Source organism: Exiguobacterium sp. s64 (assembly GCF_018618035.1).
GTDB classification, from domain to species: Bacteria; Bacillota; Bacilli; order Exiguobacteriales; family Exiguobacteriaceae; genus Exiguobacterium; species Exiguobacterium mexicanum_A.
This window is the reverse complement of the sequence record NZ_JACSLH010000007.1, coordinates 59,586-75,468: the sequence shown is the minus strand read 5'-3', so window position 1 is coordinate 75,468 and position 15,883 is coordinate 59,586. Positions and strand designations below refer to the sequence as shown.

Annotated in this window: 15 protein-coding genes; 14 read left to right on the top strand and 1 reads right to left on the bottom strand. The window is 53.1% G+C overall.

Annotated elements, in window-relative coordinates; genetic code table 11:
• Window positions 1-25 precede the first annotated feature (25 nt).
• The 8 genes from KNP64_RS11165 (at window position 26) to KNP64_RS11130 (ending at window position 8,525) form a co-directional block, all read left to right on the top strand.
• The gene (locus KNP64_RS11165) at window positions 26-856 is read left to right on the top strand and encodes a MetQ/NlpA family ABC transporter substrate-binding protein (RefSeq protein ID WP_214793409.1); all 831 of its coding nucleotides are present in this window, start codon (window positions 26-28) and stop codon (window positions 854-856) included.
• Window positions 857-960: 104 nt separating this feature from the next.
• Window positions 961-2,175: an MDR family MFS transporter gene (locus KNP64_RS11160; protein WP_214763294.1), complete on the top strand. Its 1,215-nt coding sequence runs from the start codon at window positions 961-963 to the stop codon at window positions 2,173-2,175.
• Window positions 2,176-2,347: 172 nt separating this feature from the next.
• Window positions 2,348-3,109, top strand: coding sequence for a Fe-S cluster assembly ATPase SufC (gene sufC, locus KNP64_RS11155; protein WP_114166887.1), 762 nt, complete (start codon window positions 2,348-2,350; stop codon window positions 3,107-3,109).
• A 12-nt stretch (window positions 3,110-3,121) separates the two neighbouring features.
• A complete protein-coding gene (gene sufD, locus KNP64_RS11150) occupies window positions 3,122-4,390 on the top strand; it encodes a Fe-S cluster assembly protein SufD (RefSeq protein ID WP_138859107.1) in 1,269 nt (422 codons plus the stop codon).
• A gap of 1 nt (window position 4,391) precedes the next feature.
• Window positions 4,392-5,612, top strand: a complete 1,221-nt coding sequence (locus tag KNP64_RS11145) for a cysteine desulfurase (protein ID WP_214793407.1) — start codon at window positions 4,392-4,394, stop codon at window positions 5,610-5,612.
• The gene (sufU, locus tag KNP64_RS11140) at window positions 5,602-6,036 is read left to right on the top strand and encodes a Fe-S cluster assembly sulfur transfer protein SufU (protein ID WP_029595098.1); all 435 of its coding nucleotides are present in this window, start codon (window positions 5,602-5,604) and stop codon (window positions 6,034-6,036) included. The genes KNP64_RS11145 and sufU overlap by 11 nt, the downstream gene beginning before the upstream one ends.
• A 19-nt stretch (window positions 6,037-6,055) precedes the next feature.
• Window positions 6,056-7,453 (top strand): Fe-S cluster assembly protein SufB, encoded by a 1,398-nt coding sequence (gene sufB / locus KNP64_RS11135; protein WP_214763291.1) that lies wholly within the window; start codon window positions 6,056-6,058, stop codon window positions 7,451-7,453.
• Window positions 7,454-7,559: 106 nt separating this feature from the next.
• Window positions 7,560-8,525: an L-lactate dehydrogenase gene (locus tag KNP64_RS11130; RefSeq protein ID WP_214793405.1), complete on the top strand. Its 966-nt coding sequence runs from the start codon at window positions 7,560-7,562 to the stop codon at window positions 8,523-8,525.
• 36 nt (window positions 8,526-8,561) lie between these two features.
• Here the strand turns inward: KNP64_RS11130 and KNP64_RS11125 are convergent, their stop codons facing one another.
• On the bottom strand, window positions 8,562-9,962 hold the full coding sequence (locus KNP64_RS11125; protein WP_251126417.1) for an alanine/glycine:cation symporter family protein: 1,401 nt from the start codon (window positions 9,960-9,962) through the stop codon (window positions 8,562-8,564).
• A gap of 75 nt (window positions 9,963-10,037) precedes the next feature.
• On the opposite strand from KNP64_RS11125, the gene KNP64_RS11120 reads away from it, so the two are divergent.
• The 6 genes from KNP64_RS11120 to KNP64_RS11095 all read left to right on the top strand — a co-directional run bounded on the left by KNP64_RS11120 (window position 10,038) and on the right by KNP64_RS11095 (window position 15,813).
• Window positions 10,038-10,310, top strand: a complete 273-nt coding sequence (locus KNP64_RS11120; RefSeq protein WP_034778432.1) for an acylphosphatase — start codon at window positions 10,038-10,040, stop codon at window positions 10,308-10,310.
• A gap of 241 nt (window positions 10,311-10,551) precedes the next feature.
• A complete protein-coding gene (gene brnQ, locus KNP64_RS11115; protein ID WP_214793403.1) occupies window positions 10,552-11,871 on the top strand; it encodes a branched-chain amino acid transport system II carrier protein in 1,320 nt (439 codons plus the stop codon).
• Window positions 11,872-11,985: 114 nt separating this feature from the next.
• Window positions 11,986-13,167 carry an MFS transporter gene (locus tag KNP64_RS11110; RefSeq protein WP_214793401.1) on the top strand — a complete coding sequence of 394 codons (1,182 nt, stop codon included), beginning with the start codon at window positions 11,986-11,988 and terminating at the stop codon, window positions 13,165-13,167.
• A 17-nt stretch (window positions 13,168-13,184) separates the two neighbouring features.
• Window positions 13,185-14,030 (top strand): DUF72 domain-containing protein, encoded by an 846-nt coding sequence (locus KNP64_RS11105; RefSeq protein ID WP_138859117.1) that lies wholly within the window; start codon window positions 13,185-13,187, stop codon window positions 14,028-14,030.
• Between the two features lie 14 nt (window positions 14,031-14,044).
• Entirely contained in the window at window positions 14,045-15,385 is a 1,341-nt protein-coding gene (locus tag KNP64_RS11100; protein ID WP_240731312.1) for a bifunctional metallophosphatase/5'-nucleotidase, read from the top strand.
• A 47-nt stretch (window positions 15,386-15,432) separates the two neighbouring features.
• Complete coding sequence (locus KNP64_RS11095) at window positions 15,433-15,813, top strand: YutD family protein (RefSeq protein WP_138859118.1); 381 nt, start codon at window positions 15,433-15,435, stop codon at window positions 15,811-15,813.
• Window positions 15,814-15,883: the final 70 nt, after the last annotated feature.

Sequence of the window (15,883 nt, the reverse complement as noted above, 5' to 3'; positions counted from 1 at the left end):
ATAGAAAATTTGGAGGGGTTTTATAATGAAATCATGGAAAACAGTACTCGGATTGACAGCAGCTTCAGCACTAACAATTCTCGCGGCTTGCGGCGGCGGGGATTCAGAATCAGGTTCAGGCGATGACAAGACGCTCGTCGTCGGCGCCTCAAACGTCCCGCACGCTGAGATTTTAGAGCACGTCCAAGATGAGTACGAAGAGAAGGGCTATACGCTCGAAATCAAGAAGTTCCAAGACTACGTCCTCCCGAACAAAACGCTCGCAGACGGGGAGTTGGACGCGAACTACTTCCAACACGAGCCGTACCTCGAGTCGCAAATGGCTGAAAATAAAGACTACAAATTCGCTTCAGCCGGCGGCGTTCACATCGAGCCGATTGGTGTGTACTCGAAAGACTACGCATCACTCGATGAGCTTCCAGACGGCGCGGAAATCATCATGAGCTCGTCGGTCGCTGACCACGGACGAATCCTCACGATGCTCCAATCAGAAGGCTTGCTCACGCTCGCGGAAGGCAAAACAGTAGACGCGACGGTGTCAGACATCGTCGACAACCCGAAAAACTTGAAATTCAAGACAGACGTCGAAGCGGCACTTCTCCCGCAAGCGTTCAACAACGGTGAAGGGGACGCGGTCCTCATCAACACGAACTACGCGATCGATGCCGGCCTCAACCCGCTCGAAGACGCGATCGCTCTCGAAGGCGAAGATTCACCTTACGTCAACTTGATCGTCACACGTGAAGGCGACGAAGATGACGAGCGCGTCAAGGCACTCCTTGAAGTACTCACGTCAGAAGAGACACAACAGTGGATCTTGGACGAATACAAAGGTGCAGTCGTACCGGTCAAATAATAATTTCGTCAAGGCCCGGGCTATCCCGGGCCTTTTTTGTTTGGAGTAGTTTTGACGCATCAATAGAAGTACACTACATATATGTAGGAAAAGGGGGGATTCGGATGAACATACGACACATTCATCCGCTGACGCTGGGCGTCTTGTTTGGCACATTTTTTGCCCGGCTGTCGACATTTTTTGTGATGCCGTTTTTTGCGATTTATCTCGCGACGCTCGGTTTCTCGGCGAGCGTGATCGGGACGGTGTTTGCCATCTCGGCGTTATCGGGGTTATTCATGAGCTTTTTCGGGGGGACGCTATCCGACCGCTACGGGCGCAAACAGCTGATGCTGATCGGTATCGCGTTGAACGCGATGACGTTCACTGGTTTCGCGCTCGTGACAGAATTATTTTGGTTTTATATGTTCTCGGTACTTATGGGCGTGTCGCGGTCGTTCCTCGAACCGGCGTCGCGCGCGCTCATCAGCGACACGACGCAGCCGGACCAGCGCGTCATCGTCTATAACGTCCGCTACTTTTTAATCAATATCGCGGCGGCAATCGGGCCATTGCTCGCGGTCGTGTTGTCGCTCACCGGGGCAAAGAGCGCCTTCTTCGTCGTCACGGGCGTCTATGTGTTATACGGTCTCGTCATCTCGACGCTGTTCCGGAAATATCCGTTCGAGGAAGGGGACGGCGTCAAAGTCCGGCCGCGCTTGACGGAGACGTTCCGTGTGTTACAACAAGATAAGACGTTCCGCTACGTCATCATCGGGATGATTTTCGCCATCATCGGCTATAGTCAGTTCAATGCGACGTTGCCGCAGTTCATCGCGTTCCATGACGGCTTCAGTGATGGCTCACGTTTGTTCGCCTATCTGTTGACGGTCAATGCGATCACCGTCCTCGTCGTCCAATATCCGATCATGCGCTTCGGGATTCGCGTGTCGCCGATCAAGTCACTTTTTTTCGGCGTCGGGACGCTGTCGACGGGGCTCCTGCTCATCGGTTTTGCGACTGAGACGTGGGTGTTGTTCATCGCGATGGTCATCTTCACAATCGGTGAGGTGCTTATGTTCACGATGACGGACGTATTGACCGACGAATTGGCACCGGCTCACCTGCGCGGGACGTATTTCGGGGCGATGGGGTTGACAGCGCTCGGTCAGACGATCGGCCCTGTCATCGGTGGGGTGTTGCTCGATGGGTTTGATAACGCCGCGTTGCCAGTGTTTGGAAGCTTGGCCGTGTTGACGGCTTGCGGCGCCTTCTTCTTCGCCGGCGCCTTGAAAGAACGGAAAGCAAGTTTGGCCTTAATCGAGGAAAAAGTTGGATAAAGTCTTGATTTCCCGATATTCTCATTCTCAACATTTAAGTTTTATTGAGAATGAATAATAAGGTGAGTCGCTTGAAATAAAAAATTGCCTAGATTAAGATTAGAATATATCTAATCTACGCCAAAAATGGCGAGAAAACGGAAGGGGTATCCGAATGTCTAACGTACCACACATGAAAATTGATGACCTCCGCGTCTCAATCGAAGGAAAAGAGATCGTCAAAGGTCTTAATCTTGAAATTAAAGGTGGCGAAATTCACGCCATCATGGGTCCTAACGGGACGGGTAAATCTACACTCGCATCGGCACTTATGGGACATCCATTGTATGAAGTAACAGGCGGAAGCGTCGATTTGAACGGCGAAGACGTACTCGACATGGAAGTTGACGAGCGCGCGCAAGCCGGAATGTTCCTCGCGATGCAGTATCCTGCTGAAATCAGTGGTGTCACGAATGCCGATTTCTTGCGTTCAGCAATCAACTCACGCCGCGAAGAAGGACAAGAAATCTCACTCATGAAGTTCATCCGTGAACTCGATGCGAAAATGGACGTCCTCGAGATCCCTTCAGAAATGGCACACCGCTATTTGAACGAAGGCTTCTCAGGCGGAGAGAAAAAACGTAACGAGATTCTTCAAATGATGATGATTAAACCGAATATCGCCATCCTCGATGAAATTGACTCAGGTCTCGACATCGATGCGCTCAAAGTCGTCGCCAAAGGCGTCAACGAAATGCGCTCAGAAGAGTTCGGTTGCTTGATTATCACGCACTACCAACGTCTCCTCAACTATATCGAGCCAGACTTTGTTCACATCATGATGGACGGGAAAATCGTCATGTCAGGTGGCAAAGAGCTTGCACAACGACTCGAAGCTGAAGGTTACGACTGGGTGAAGCAAGATCTTGGAATGACAGTAGACACAGAAGCGTAAGGAGGCTGTACGATGACCGTACAATTTGAATTGGATGCACAAGCAGTAGCGGCACGTGCAGAGGCGCTCGGTGGACCAGCATTTATGGTCAACCGTCGCAAAGAAGCAGCAGAACTTGCGCCGACTCTCGCCTTGCCAAAAGTTGAAAAAATCAAGATTGATAAATGGGACTTCGTCTCTGGAGACGTCGAACTCACGAAGCACGACGGCTTGACGCCCGAAATCGAAGCACTTCTTGGAGACCATCGCACAAACGTGCTCGTTGAACGCAACGGTCATGTCGTCTACAACGAACTTGCAACGCCAGAAGGTGTCCTCTTCATGGGCATCAACGAAGCAATGGAACAACATCCGGAGCTCGTCGAGAAGTACTTCATGACAGAAGGTGTCCGCGTGGACGAAGAACGTTTGTCTGCGTTGAACGCTGCTCTCATGAACGGCGGTGCGTTCCTATACGTACCGAAGAACGTTCAATTGAAGGACCCGCTCCAAGCCATCTTCACGATGGAACAAGCGAACGGCGCGCTCTATCATCACACGATCATCGTCGCAGACGAAGGCAGTGAATTGACGTACATCGAGAGTTTCCTCTCGAACACGAACGAGCCGCACACGGTCAATGCCGTGACAGAAGTGTTCGCTGCCGCGAACGCGAAAGTCGTCTTTGGTGGTGTCGATCAGCTTGCTGATTCGGCCCTCTCATTCATGAACCGCCGCGGTGTCGTCTATGAGAACGCACGCCTCGAATGGGCGCTCGGTCACATGAACGATGGCAACTCGGTCGTCGAGACGAAAACGCACCTTGTCGGGGACAACACGTTCTCAGACACGAAAGCCGTCACGATCGGTCGTGGCGCACAGAAGCAAAACTTCAACATCCGGACGGACCATTTCGGGAAGTCTTCAGAAGGGTTCATCTTGATTCACGGTGTCCAAAAAGATTCAGCCACGGCCATCTTCAGTGGAACATCGATGATTCACCATGGCGCTTCGAAATCGAACGGCGTTCAAACGGAACGTGTACTCATGTTGTCTGAAAAGGCACGTGGGGATGCGAACCCGATTCTCCTTATCGATGAGGACGACGTCATGGCAGGTCACGCCGCTTCGGTCGGACGCGTCGACGACGTGCAACTCTACTACTTGATGAGCCGTGGTTTGTCACGTAAAGAAGCCGAACGGTTGATCATTCACGGATTCTTGAACCCGGTCGTCGAGCAACTCGCGATCGAGTCGGTCAAAGACCGTCTCCGTGAAGTCATCGAAGGGAAAGTGCGTTAAGATGATCGATGCCTCGATTCGTAAACAGTTCCCGATTTTAGATCAGGAAATCAACGGTCATCCGCTCGTCTATCTCGACAGCGCGGCGAGCTCCCAAAAACCGCTTGCTGTCATCGAGGCGATCGAGGATTACTATCGCCGCATCCACTCGAACGTGCACCGGGGCGTCCATACGCTCGGGACGCACGCGACGGATGCGTATGAAGGGGCGCGGGAGCGCGTCCGTTCATTCATCAACGCCGCCGTCCCGGAAGAGATCATCTTCACACGCGGGACGACGACGGCGATTAACCTCGTCGCGTCAAGCTACGGGGATGCCAACGTCGGCGCGGGGGATGAGATCGTCCTCACGCCGATGGAGCATCACGCCAACTTGATTCCGTGGCAACAGCTCGCCAAGCGTAAAGGGGCCAAACTCCGTTACGTCGAATTGACGCCGGACGGTCGGGTCACGCTCGACGCGGTCCGTGCCGTCTTGTCGGACCGGACGAAAATCGTTGCCATGAGTCACGTCTCGAACGTGCTCGGCACGATCAACCCGATCGCCGACGTGGCGAAGCTCGCCCACGAGAAAGGCGCGGTCATGGTCGTCGATGCGGCGCAAAGCGCACCGCACCGTAAACTTGACGTGCAAGCACTCGACTGCGACTTCCTCGCCTTCTCAGGCCATAAGATGCTCGGTCCGACCGGGATCGGGGTCTTATACGGGAAGAAACAGTTGCTTAAAAACATGGAGCCGGTCGAATTCGGTGGCGAGATGATCGATTACGTCGACTTGTATGAGTCGACATGGAAAGACATCCCGTACCGGTTCGAAGCAGGGACGCCGATCATCGCCGGCGCTGTCGGTTTGGCAGCGGCCATCGACTTCTTAGAAGACCTCGGTCTCGAGAACGTCGAAGCCCACGAACGGGCGCTTGCGACGTACGCCATCGAACAGATGCGGACGATCGAAGGTATCCAAATCTTCGGGCCAGAGGAACGGGTCGGACTCGTCACGTTCAACTTAGGTGACGTGCACGCCCACGACTTAGCGACCGTCTTGGATATGCAAGGCATCGCGGTCCGGGCCGGCCACCATTGTGCCCAGCCACTCATGCGTCTCCTGAAGCAATCATCGACAGCCCGCGCGAGCTTCTACTTGTACAATACGAAAGAAGAAGTCGACCGCTTAATCGAAGGGCTACGTCAAACGAAGGAGTATTTCAATTATGAGTTTTAACAATCTCGACATGTTGTACCGACAGGTCATCATGGATCATTATAAAAACCCAAGAAACCGTGGCGTCATCGAAGATGGCGTGACGGTCGACTTGAACAACCCGACATGCGGGGATTCACTCCGACTCCAACTCCAAGTCGAGGACGGAATCGTGAAAGATGCCAAGTTCGAAGGGGAAGGCTGTTCCATCAGTCTCGCCTCGGCATCGATGATGACCCAAATCGTGAAGGGCAAGTCTGTTGACGAGGCACTCCAATTGGCCAACATCTTCTCGGAGATGGTCCAAGGAAAAGACTATGATACAGACACGTTCGACCTAGGCGACATCGAAGCGTTGTCTGGCGTCTCAAAGTTCCCGGCTCGCATCAAGTGCGCCACGCTCGCGTGGAAAGCGCTTGAAAAGGGAGTCGACGAGGAAGCGTAAGCAGAAGGAGGAGACCGATATGGCGAAAAACATGCCTGACATTGGCGATTATAAATATGGCTTCCATGACCGAGACATCTCGATTTTCCGCTCAGGCCGCGGCTTGACGAACGAAATCGTAGAGACGATCTCGCACATGAAAGAAGAACCGGCATGGATGCTCGAGTTCCGTTTGAAATCACTCGAACAGTTCCGCAAAATGCCGATGCCGACATGGGGCGGCGATCTCACGGCTCTTGATTTCGATGAGATCACGTACTATGTCAAACCGTCTGAAAAGACAGAGCACTCGTGGGATGAGGTTCCAGAAGAAATCAAACGTACGTTTGATAAGCTCGGAATCCCAGAAGCGGAGCAAAAATACTTGGCAGGCGTTTCGGCTCAGTACGAGTCAGAAGTCGTCTATCACAGCATGCAAGAAGACTTCGAATCAAAAGGTGTCATCTTCAAAGATACAGACACGGCGCTCAAAGAAGATGAAGCCATCTTCCGTGAGTATTTCGGGAAATTGATTCCGCCGACGGACAACAAGTTCGCGGCACTCAACTCGGCTGTATGGTCAGGTGGCTCATTCATCTACGTACCAAAAGGCGTGAAGCTCGAGCAACCGCTCCAAGCTTACTTCCGCATCAACTCAGAGAACATGGGTCAGTTCGAGCGGACGCTCATCATCGTCGACGAGGGCGCTTCTGTCCATTACGTCGAAGGATGTACAGCACCGGTCTACACGACGAACTCACTTCACTCAGCGGTCGTTGAGATTTTCGTCAACAAAGACGCATACTGCCGCTATACGACGATCCAGAACTGGGCGAACAACGTCTACAACTTGGTCACGAAGCGTGCCGTCTGTGAAGCGGGTGGATCGATGGAGTGGATCGATGGTAACATCGGTTCGAAACTCACGATGAAATACCCGGCCGTCATCTTGAAAGGTGAAGGCTCACGCGGTATGACGCTCTCAATCGCCCTCGGCGGTAAAGGGCAGCACCAAGATGCCGGCGCGAAAATGATTCACCTCGCACCGAACACGTCATCTTCAATCGTCTCGAAGTCGATTTCGAAACAAGGCGGAAAAGTCTCGTATCGCGGTATCGTCCACTTCGGCCGTAAAGCGAAAGGCGCACGTTCGAATATCGAATGTGACACGCTCATCATGGACAACGAGTCGACGTCGGACACGATCCCGTACAACGAGATCTTGAACGACCAAGTCTCACTCGAGCACGAAGCGAAAGTCTCTAAAGTGTCAGAAGAGCAACTCTTCTACCTCATGAGCCGCGGAATCTCGGAAGAAGAAGCGACGGAAATGATCGTCATGGGCTTCATCGAGCCGTTCACGAAAGAATTGCCAATGGAATATGCCGTCGAAATGAACCGTCTCATCAAGTTCGAGATGGAAGGATCGATCGGATAATCTTTAATTAGCGAACTCACCGCAAGGGAGTTCGCTTTTTTTGTCGTGAAACGAATGCGAGTCGGGTATGCTAAGAGAGAGACTGCTTTTAGGGAGGAATGATTGAATGGAAACGATTGATCCAAAAGACATCACCCGCATCGCCGTCGTCGGCGCCGGCTGGGTCGGTATCAGTTTCGCCTATCAACTGTCGATGGCGGCGCTCTGTGAAGAGCTCGTCTTGATCGACTCGAACCACGCCAAGGCCGAAGGGGAGGCAATGGACCTCAACCACGGCATCTCGTTCGCGCCGAGCCCGGTCCGCATTTGGGCAGGGGACTACTCGGACTGCCGTGACGCCGATATCGTCGTCATCACGGCCGGTGCCGCTCAAAAGCTCGGTCAGACCCAGATGGACCTGGCCGAACAAAACGCGGTCGTCGTCCGTGACGTCACGAAACAAATCATGGCGAGCGGGTTCGATGGCATCATCGTCGTCGCCACGAACCCGGTCAACGTCATGGCGCACGTCGCCTTTGAGGCGTCAGGTTTGCCAAAGCACCGCGTCATCGGTTCAGGTACGGTGCTTGACACGGCCCGTCTTCGTTATAAAGTCGGTGAGTACTTCAACTTGTCATCACGGAACTGCCACGTCTATTACATGGGCGAGCATGGCGCCGGGGGATTCGTCGCCTGGGACAATGCCCGCATTTACGGGAAGTCGATAAAACAGTTACTTGAGGAGAATGAATCGTACCGCCAAGAAGATTTGGACGCCATCTATCAAGGGGTCCGCGATGCGGCGAATCAAATTATCGAATATAAGAGCGCGGCGTACTACGCGATTGGGCTCGGGCTCCTCCGAATCGTCCGCGCTATCGTCCGGAATGAGAACTCCGTCGTGACGATCGGTGCTCATCTCGACGGAGAATACGGTGCCTCTGGCCTCCATATCGGCGTACCGGCCTTGATCGATCGGACCGGTATCCGCCAAATCGTCGAAATCGAACTGACGGACGAGGAACAACAACAGTTCGACGCCTCGGTCGGACGGATTCGTCAAGCAATCGACAAGATTGAATCGAGTTCATAAAAAAAGGCCCGGCTGCGATTGCAGCCGGGTTTGTCGTTACGACGCCTTCTTCTCGGCGACGTCTTTCTTATAATATTTCTCGGACGTGAAGAACTCGGTCGTCAAGCGCTTCACTTCACCGCTCAACATCAAGACGGCAATCATGTTCGGGATGAGGATCATCGCGAGCATGAAGTCGAGGAAGTTCCAAATCATTTGGGCGCCGCCGATCGCACCGATGACGATTGAGGCGATATAGACGACTTTCATCAAGAATCCGGCCTTCAACCCGAACAAGTACTCGGCTTGGCGCGACCCGTAGAAGATGATGACGATAATCGTCGACAAGACGAAGAAGATGAGCGAGATTGTGACGAGCAGGCTACCCGTGTAACCGAAGTACTGTTGGAACGCGATTGTAGTCAGGGCGGCTGGATCGTTCATCGCATCGGCCCGTGTCCATACACCGGACGACAAGACAACGAACGCCGTCGTGCTACAGATGATGAGCGTATCGATGACGATCCCGATCACGGCCCAAAAACCTTGCCGGACCGGATGATCCGTTTGGGCGGCCGCGTGGGCGATCGGTGCCGTCCCGAGTCCAGCCTCGTTCGAATACAGACCGCGGGCGAAGCCCCAACGAATCGTCTCGGCAATCGCGGCACCGGCGAAACCGCCAAGGGCAGCCATCGGTTGGAATGCGTACGAGAAGATGAGCCCGAGTACTTCCGGGATTTGCGAGAAGTTCATCAAGACGATGATGAAACCGGCACCGACATAGACAAGCGCCATCGCTGGGACGATGACCTCCGTCACTTTGGCGATCCGCTTCACGCCGCCGAAGACGACGAGCGCGACGAGGCCCGCGACGATGAGTCCGGTCACGAGCGTATTGCCGTCGAACGTCTCGCGGACGGCCGAACTGACGGCGTTCCCTTGGACCATGATACTCGGGATGAGTTCAATCATGAGGGCGAAGGCGAACCAAGAAGCGAGCCATTTTAACTTCAAGCCTTTTGCCATATAGTAGACGGGACCGCCGACAAATTCCCCGGCCTCGTTTTTCTCGCGGTAACGGACAGCGAGGACGCTCTCCGAGAACTTGATGGCCATCCCGACGACGGCGATGACCCACATCCAGAAGATGGCACCGGGACCACCGAACATGATGGCAGCCGGTACCCCGATGATATTGGCGGCACCGATCGTCGACGACAAGGCCGACGTGAGTGCTTGGCGAGGACTGATGTCGCCTTCGCCTTTTGGTTTTTTAAAGACACTGCCTAACGTTTGTTGCAATATGTATAGCGGGTATCGGAATTGGAAGAACCCTAAACGAATCGTCAAATAAAGTCCAGACAAGACAAGTAATGAGATGATTGGCACTCCCCATAGCCAATCCGAAAACGTCGTCACCATATTCACAAGTTGTTCCACATCACCACTCCTATCCATTATTTTACTTAAATATTATTTCCTAACTATAGCGTCATTAAACCTGTTATTTCACATACAAGGAGGAATACATGCATGAAACAAGCACAACATCTCATCGTATCGGGTCGTGTCCAAGGGGTCGGTTTCCGCTACTTCGCTCAAGCGACAGCGCTTGAATACGGCATCACGGGTTGGGTTCGGAACTTGAATGACGGGACGGTCGAACTTCAAATCGAAGGAGACGCGGAGAGACTCGAATCTTATAAACGTGCTTTATATGACGGCAATCGTTTTGTCGGGGTCGAACGCATCGAAGCCGAAGAGGCGACGATCGAATCCTTCCGGAAATTCGATATCCGTTATTGACCATTTCTCTCATAAAGAGCAATCCTTCCTCATTTGCTCGCCGATAATTTGTAAAATGAGGGAACGGTTCCATATGAAAAATCCACATTTCAAAAAAATAAACATCATTTTTAAGGATAGGGTGGTCAAAAAAATGAAAGTGTGTATAATGAAATAGACCAAGCGCTTTATTGTCAGAAAATTTAGTCATTTGATTCATTGGGTAACACGGAAGGTATTACATGTATGTGGAGGTAGTTGTATGAAAAAATCGACATTATTCCCGTTAGCGTTCACGATTTTCGCATTATTCTTCGGGGCCGGGAACTTGCTGTTCCCACCGATGTTAGGTGCGATGGCAGGACAGAACCTAGTCCCAGCCCTAGTCGGTTTCGTCATTACCGGCGTCGGGCTACCATTACTCGCGCTCTTCGCAGTCGCGCGGGTCGGCGGTGGGTCTGACCAAATCGCTCGGTATATTCCGAAGCGTCTTGCTCTCGTCTTGACGGGATTAATGTACGTGGCAATCGGGCCGTTCTTCGGGATTCCTCGGACGGCAGCCGTCACGTATGAGATGGGAGTCGTACCGTTCCTCGGTGCGCCATCTACGCTCACGCTCGCAATCAGTTCAACTGTCTTCTTCGGATTAACGTTCTTCTTGACGTTACGCGCTCAAAAATTGATTGAAATCATCGGACGCATCATCACACCAATCCTCTTGCTCTTGCTTGCGGCAATCGGAATCACGAACCTTGTGGCTCCACTCGGGAAGCCGGTCGCACCAGCAGAAGGATATGAGACATGGATCGGTGCGCTCGGGGAAGGTTTCAAACAAGGTTACTTGACGATGGACGTCTTCGGCGCACTCGTCTTCGGGGCCATCGTGCTCGTCACGCTCAAAGCGAACGGTATGACAGACCAAAAAGAAGCGTCTTCGCTTCTCCGCTCGTCAGGCTTACTTGCCGTCACATGTTTGATGCTCGTCTATATCTCGCTCGGATCGATCGGAGCGAATATGACGGGTCAAACGGGGACGACAGATGGCGCAAGCTTGCTTCAAGCGTTCGCCGGTTCTTCATTCGGACAAGTCGGAATGCTCGCACTTGGGGCAGCAGTCTTCCTCGCTTGTTTGACGACAGCGGTCGGGCTCATCACTGAGTTCTCACGCTTCATCAGCAACACGTTCGAATCACTCAAGTATTATCAGGTCGTTATCGCGACGACGTTGTTCGGCTATCTCATCTCACTCGTCGGAATCGGTACGTTGATTCAAATCGCGGTACCGCTTCTCACGCTCTTGTATCCGGTCATGATCGCACTCGTTCTCGTGTCGATCACGGAACGGATTCAACGCAACCCTCACGTCGCCATGAAGGCGACAGTGTATACGGCCCTCGTGCTCTCGCTCTTTGAGACGACACACGGTTTGGCGCCGTCTGCTGCAACCGAATGGATCACGAACTTGCCGATGGCCGAGATCGGGCTCGCCTGGGCGGTTCCAACGTTGATCGTGTATGTGATTACGCTTTTCTTACCGAAACAACGTTCCAATCAATTACTCGCTCAATCACGCATCTCATAAGCAAGTGAACGAACACCCATCCTCTGGTCAAGGATGGGTGTTTTGCTGTCTTATCGTTTGCTCATTCCATTCATCAACAAGTAAAATGAAAGGATGAAAAGGAAGTGACATATATTGACGACTAAACAAAAGAAACAATTGGCGATTCTCATGTTGAACATGTTCATCGCTGTAGCAGGATTCGGGATCATCATTCCGATCATTCCTGATTATTTGAAGATGATCGGAGAAGGCGGCACTGCTGCCGGTCTCATGATCTCAGTCTTCGCAGGGACCCAGTTGCTCATGTCGCCGATCGCCGGGAAATGGGCGGATGTTTACGGACGCCGTCTGATGATTATTTTAGGTCTGATCGGCTTTACCGTCTCGATGGGCGTCTTTTACTTATCTGACAACCTGACCGTCCTCTTGATTTCACGGGCGATCGGCGGCGTCGGAGCCGCGCTATTGATTCCGGCGATTTTCGCCTACGTGGCTGACATCACCACGCTCAAGCAACGGGCGAAAGGGAACAGCTATATTTCCGCGGCAATGTCGCTCGGGATCGTTATTGGACCGGGGATCGGTGGCTTCTTCGCTGAGTTCGGTTTGAAGGCGCCGCTTCTCTTGTCAGCGATTGTCTCGTTCGTCGCCGTCATCTCGTCAATCATTCTATTGAAGGAACCGGATCGAGAACCATACGTTCAAACGAGCGAGAGCGAGTCGTTGCCGCGCCAACTCGTGTCGTCGACACGGAAGCCGTATTTCTTCGTGCTCGTCATCAATTTGGTCATGGCGTTCGGTTTGATGGCGTATGAATCTGTCCTCGGCTTGTTCGTCAGTGAGACGTTCAGCGCGACACCGCAACAAATCGCGGTCATGATCACCGGGACAGGCATCGTCAGTGTCATCGTGCAGCTGTTCGCCGTCGACCGTCTCGTTTCATTGCTCGGTGAGATCAAAGTCGTGCTTTTCTTCATCATGCTCGCCGCGCTCGGCTTCTTGTTCTCGCTGTTCGCCGGGTCTTACACGATTTTCTTCGCCGTCACGTTGATTATCTTCTTGTCGACGTCGATTTTACGACCGGTGTTGAATACGCTCGTGTCGAAAATGGCCGATAAGGAACAAGGGTTTGCGATGGGGATGAACAACGCCTATATGAGCATCGGCAATATCGTCGGGCCGACGCTCGCCGGGATTGCGTTTGATATCGATATGCGCTATCCGTTCGTGATGGGACTCGTCCTGTTGCTCGTGACGTTCGCCGGAACGTTGAACTGGTCGAAGCGGAAAGCGACGGCCACGTTCGAACAATGATGTAAGGAGGGAACATGATGATTTATGTCGGTGTGACGGGATGGGGCGACCACGATTTGCTCTATACGAACCCGGAAGAACGTAAACATAAACTGTCGACCTACGCGGGGCATTTTCCGACTGTCGAGATCGATTCCTCGTTTTATGCGATTCAACCTGTGAAGAACTATGAGAAGTGGAACCAGGAGACACCGGAAACGTTCCAGTTCGTCGTCAAAGTTTCCAGGGAAATGAGCGGACATGACCGCGAACCGAAATTACCGCTCGCCGAACTGTTCGAACGGTACCGGACCTCGGTCGAACCGTTGAAGCAGGCCGGAAAACTCCGGGCCGTGCTCGTCCAGCTGCCGCCGTGGTTTGACGTCTCAAAGCCGCATCTCGATTATTTGCGGACGATTCGCGACGAGTTGAAGGACTATGACATCGCGATCGAGTTCCGAAACCCGACTTGGTTCTCCGAGGCGTTCCGGGAGCGGACGCTCGCTTTCTTGACGGAACTTCGGTTCATCAACACGATCTGTGATGAGCCGCAGACGAAAGAGAGCAGCATCCCGTTCGTGCCGGTCGTGACCAATCCGGAAGTGGCCGTCGTTCGCTTACACGGGCGCAACACGGCTGGCTGGCTTAGAAAACCAGGAATGACGAGCCAAGAGTGGCGTCATGTGCGTTGTCTGTATCGCTACAGTGAAGACGAACTGCAAGAGCTCGCGGCGGCGCTCAAACAAGTCGACGCAACGGCGAAGTCGGTGTACGTCTACTTTAACAACAACTCGGCCGGAGACGCGGTACCGAACGCCAAACGGTTGATCGAGATCCTCGGTGCCGAATATGAGCTCGCCCCGAGCCAAATCAGCCTGTTCTAGGAAGGGGAATCGTCTTGAGAACGATCACGATGTATCATTATAATGACTTACATTCGAAATTTCATAACTGGCCGCGTCTCGTCTCGTTTTTGAACGAGCACCGGACAGAAGAGACGCTCGTCTTCGATCTCGGCGACCATGCCGATCGGACCCATCCGGCGACGGAAGTGACGCGAGGACAAGTGAACGTCCGCCTGCTCAATCGCGTCCAACCGACGGCGGTCACGATTGGGAACAACGAAGGCATCACGTTCCCGCATGACTGGCTCGCCCATCTATACGAAGAAGCGGAGTTCCCGGTGTTGCTCGCGAACGTCTATCAGGCGGATGGCACGAGACCCGATTGGGCGACGGAGACGCTCGTCGTCGAACGAGACGGACTCCGCATCGGGCTGTTCGGCGTGACGGCACCGTATGAAGAACTTTATCCGGAACTCGGTTGGACCATCGAAGCGCCACATGAGGCGACGAAACGTGCGCTTGAAACACTCCGAGACTGTGATATCGTCATCGCCCTCAGCCACCTCGGTTTTTATGCAGATGAGCGGCTCGCCGAAGCATTTCCGGAAATCGATGTCATCCTCGGGGCCCATACCCATCACGTGCTCGATGATGGGGTCGTCACGAACGGTGTCTTGATCGCTCAGGCCGGCAAATACGGGCAATACGTCGGGGAAGTGGAACTCACCCTCGATGGGAACCGAGTCATCGAGAAGCGGGCCAGTTTGCATGACTTGACGGAACGAGAGACAGATGAAGCGACGGTTTCGACCTTACAAGAAGAATACAGCCAAGCCGAGCGGCTGCTCGACGTGACCATCGCTGACACGCCGGGTTATCCGAGCGACTGGTTCGGCCCATCTGCCCTCGGTGAACTGTTGGCAGGCGGGCTGGCGGACTGGTGTGACGCTGAAGTGAGCGTGATCCCGGCAGGCGTCCTATTGGAAGGGTTATTGCCGGGGCACGTCACGCTCAATATGCTTCACCGCATCTGTCCGCATCCGATCAACCCTTGTCTGCTCTCGCTGGACGGAGCCACGCTGATCCGTTTTTTAAACGATGTGCAAGAAGAAGCGTTCACGACGATGCATGTCCGTGGCCTCGGATTTCGCGGAACGGTGCTTGGCGCCCCGATTGTCCACGGTCTCGAGTTGAGGCATGGTCGCTATTACGTCCACGGTCAGGAAGTCGAGCTCGATGAGACGTATCGCGTCGCCACGGTCGACATGTTCACGTTCGGTCCGCTCCTTCCTTACTTGGCCGACCAGACGAAGCGTTACTTCATGCCAGAACTGCTCCGTGATGTGTTGCGGGAAACGATTGTGACGCGCCATAATGCCATCCGAAAAGGATAGGGCAGGGCCGGTCGACATGATATGATAGGAGAGTGGAGGTGTGAAACATGATTAGAGTGAATCGCCACGGCTATACCGTCATCGAAGAAAAACGGGACGGTTTTGACGAGGAGGCATTCATTGCACGCTATAGCGACGTGCTCGATAAGTATGATTATATCGTCGGGGACTGGGGTCACGGACAACTTCGGTTGAAAGGATTTTATGAGACAAAATCCAAGTTCGCGACATATGACAATCGGATCGACCATGTGATGGATTACGTGTATGAATACTGTAACTTTGGGTGCCCGTTCTTCGTGCTCAAGAAAAAGACGGAAATCGATGAGGCGGAAGACGGTCCGGTCTTCGGCGGCACGAAACAACCGCTCAAACTGAAACGCAAATTCAATAAGTCGGAAGAAGCTGAGCCTTCGACCGGCACATGACGCGCTGATGACATCAGCGCTTTTTTTGTTACATTTATTTTCCAAATGTTTCTTTTAGGTGAAAAGACGG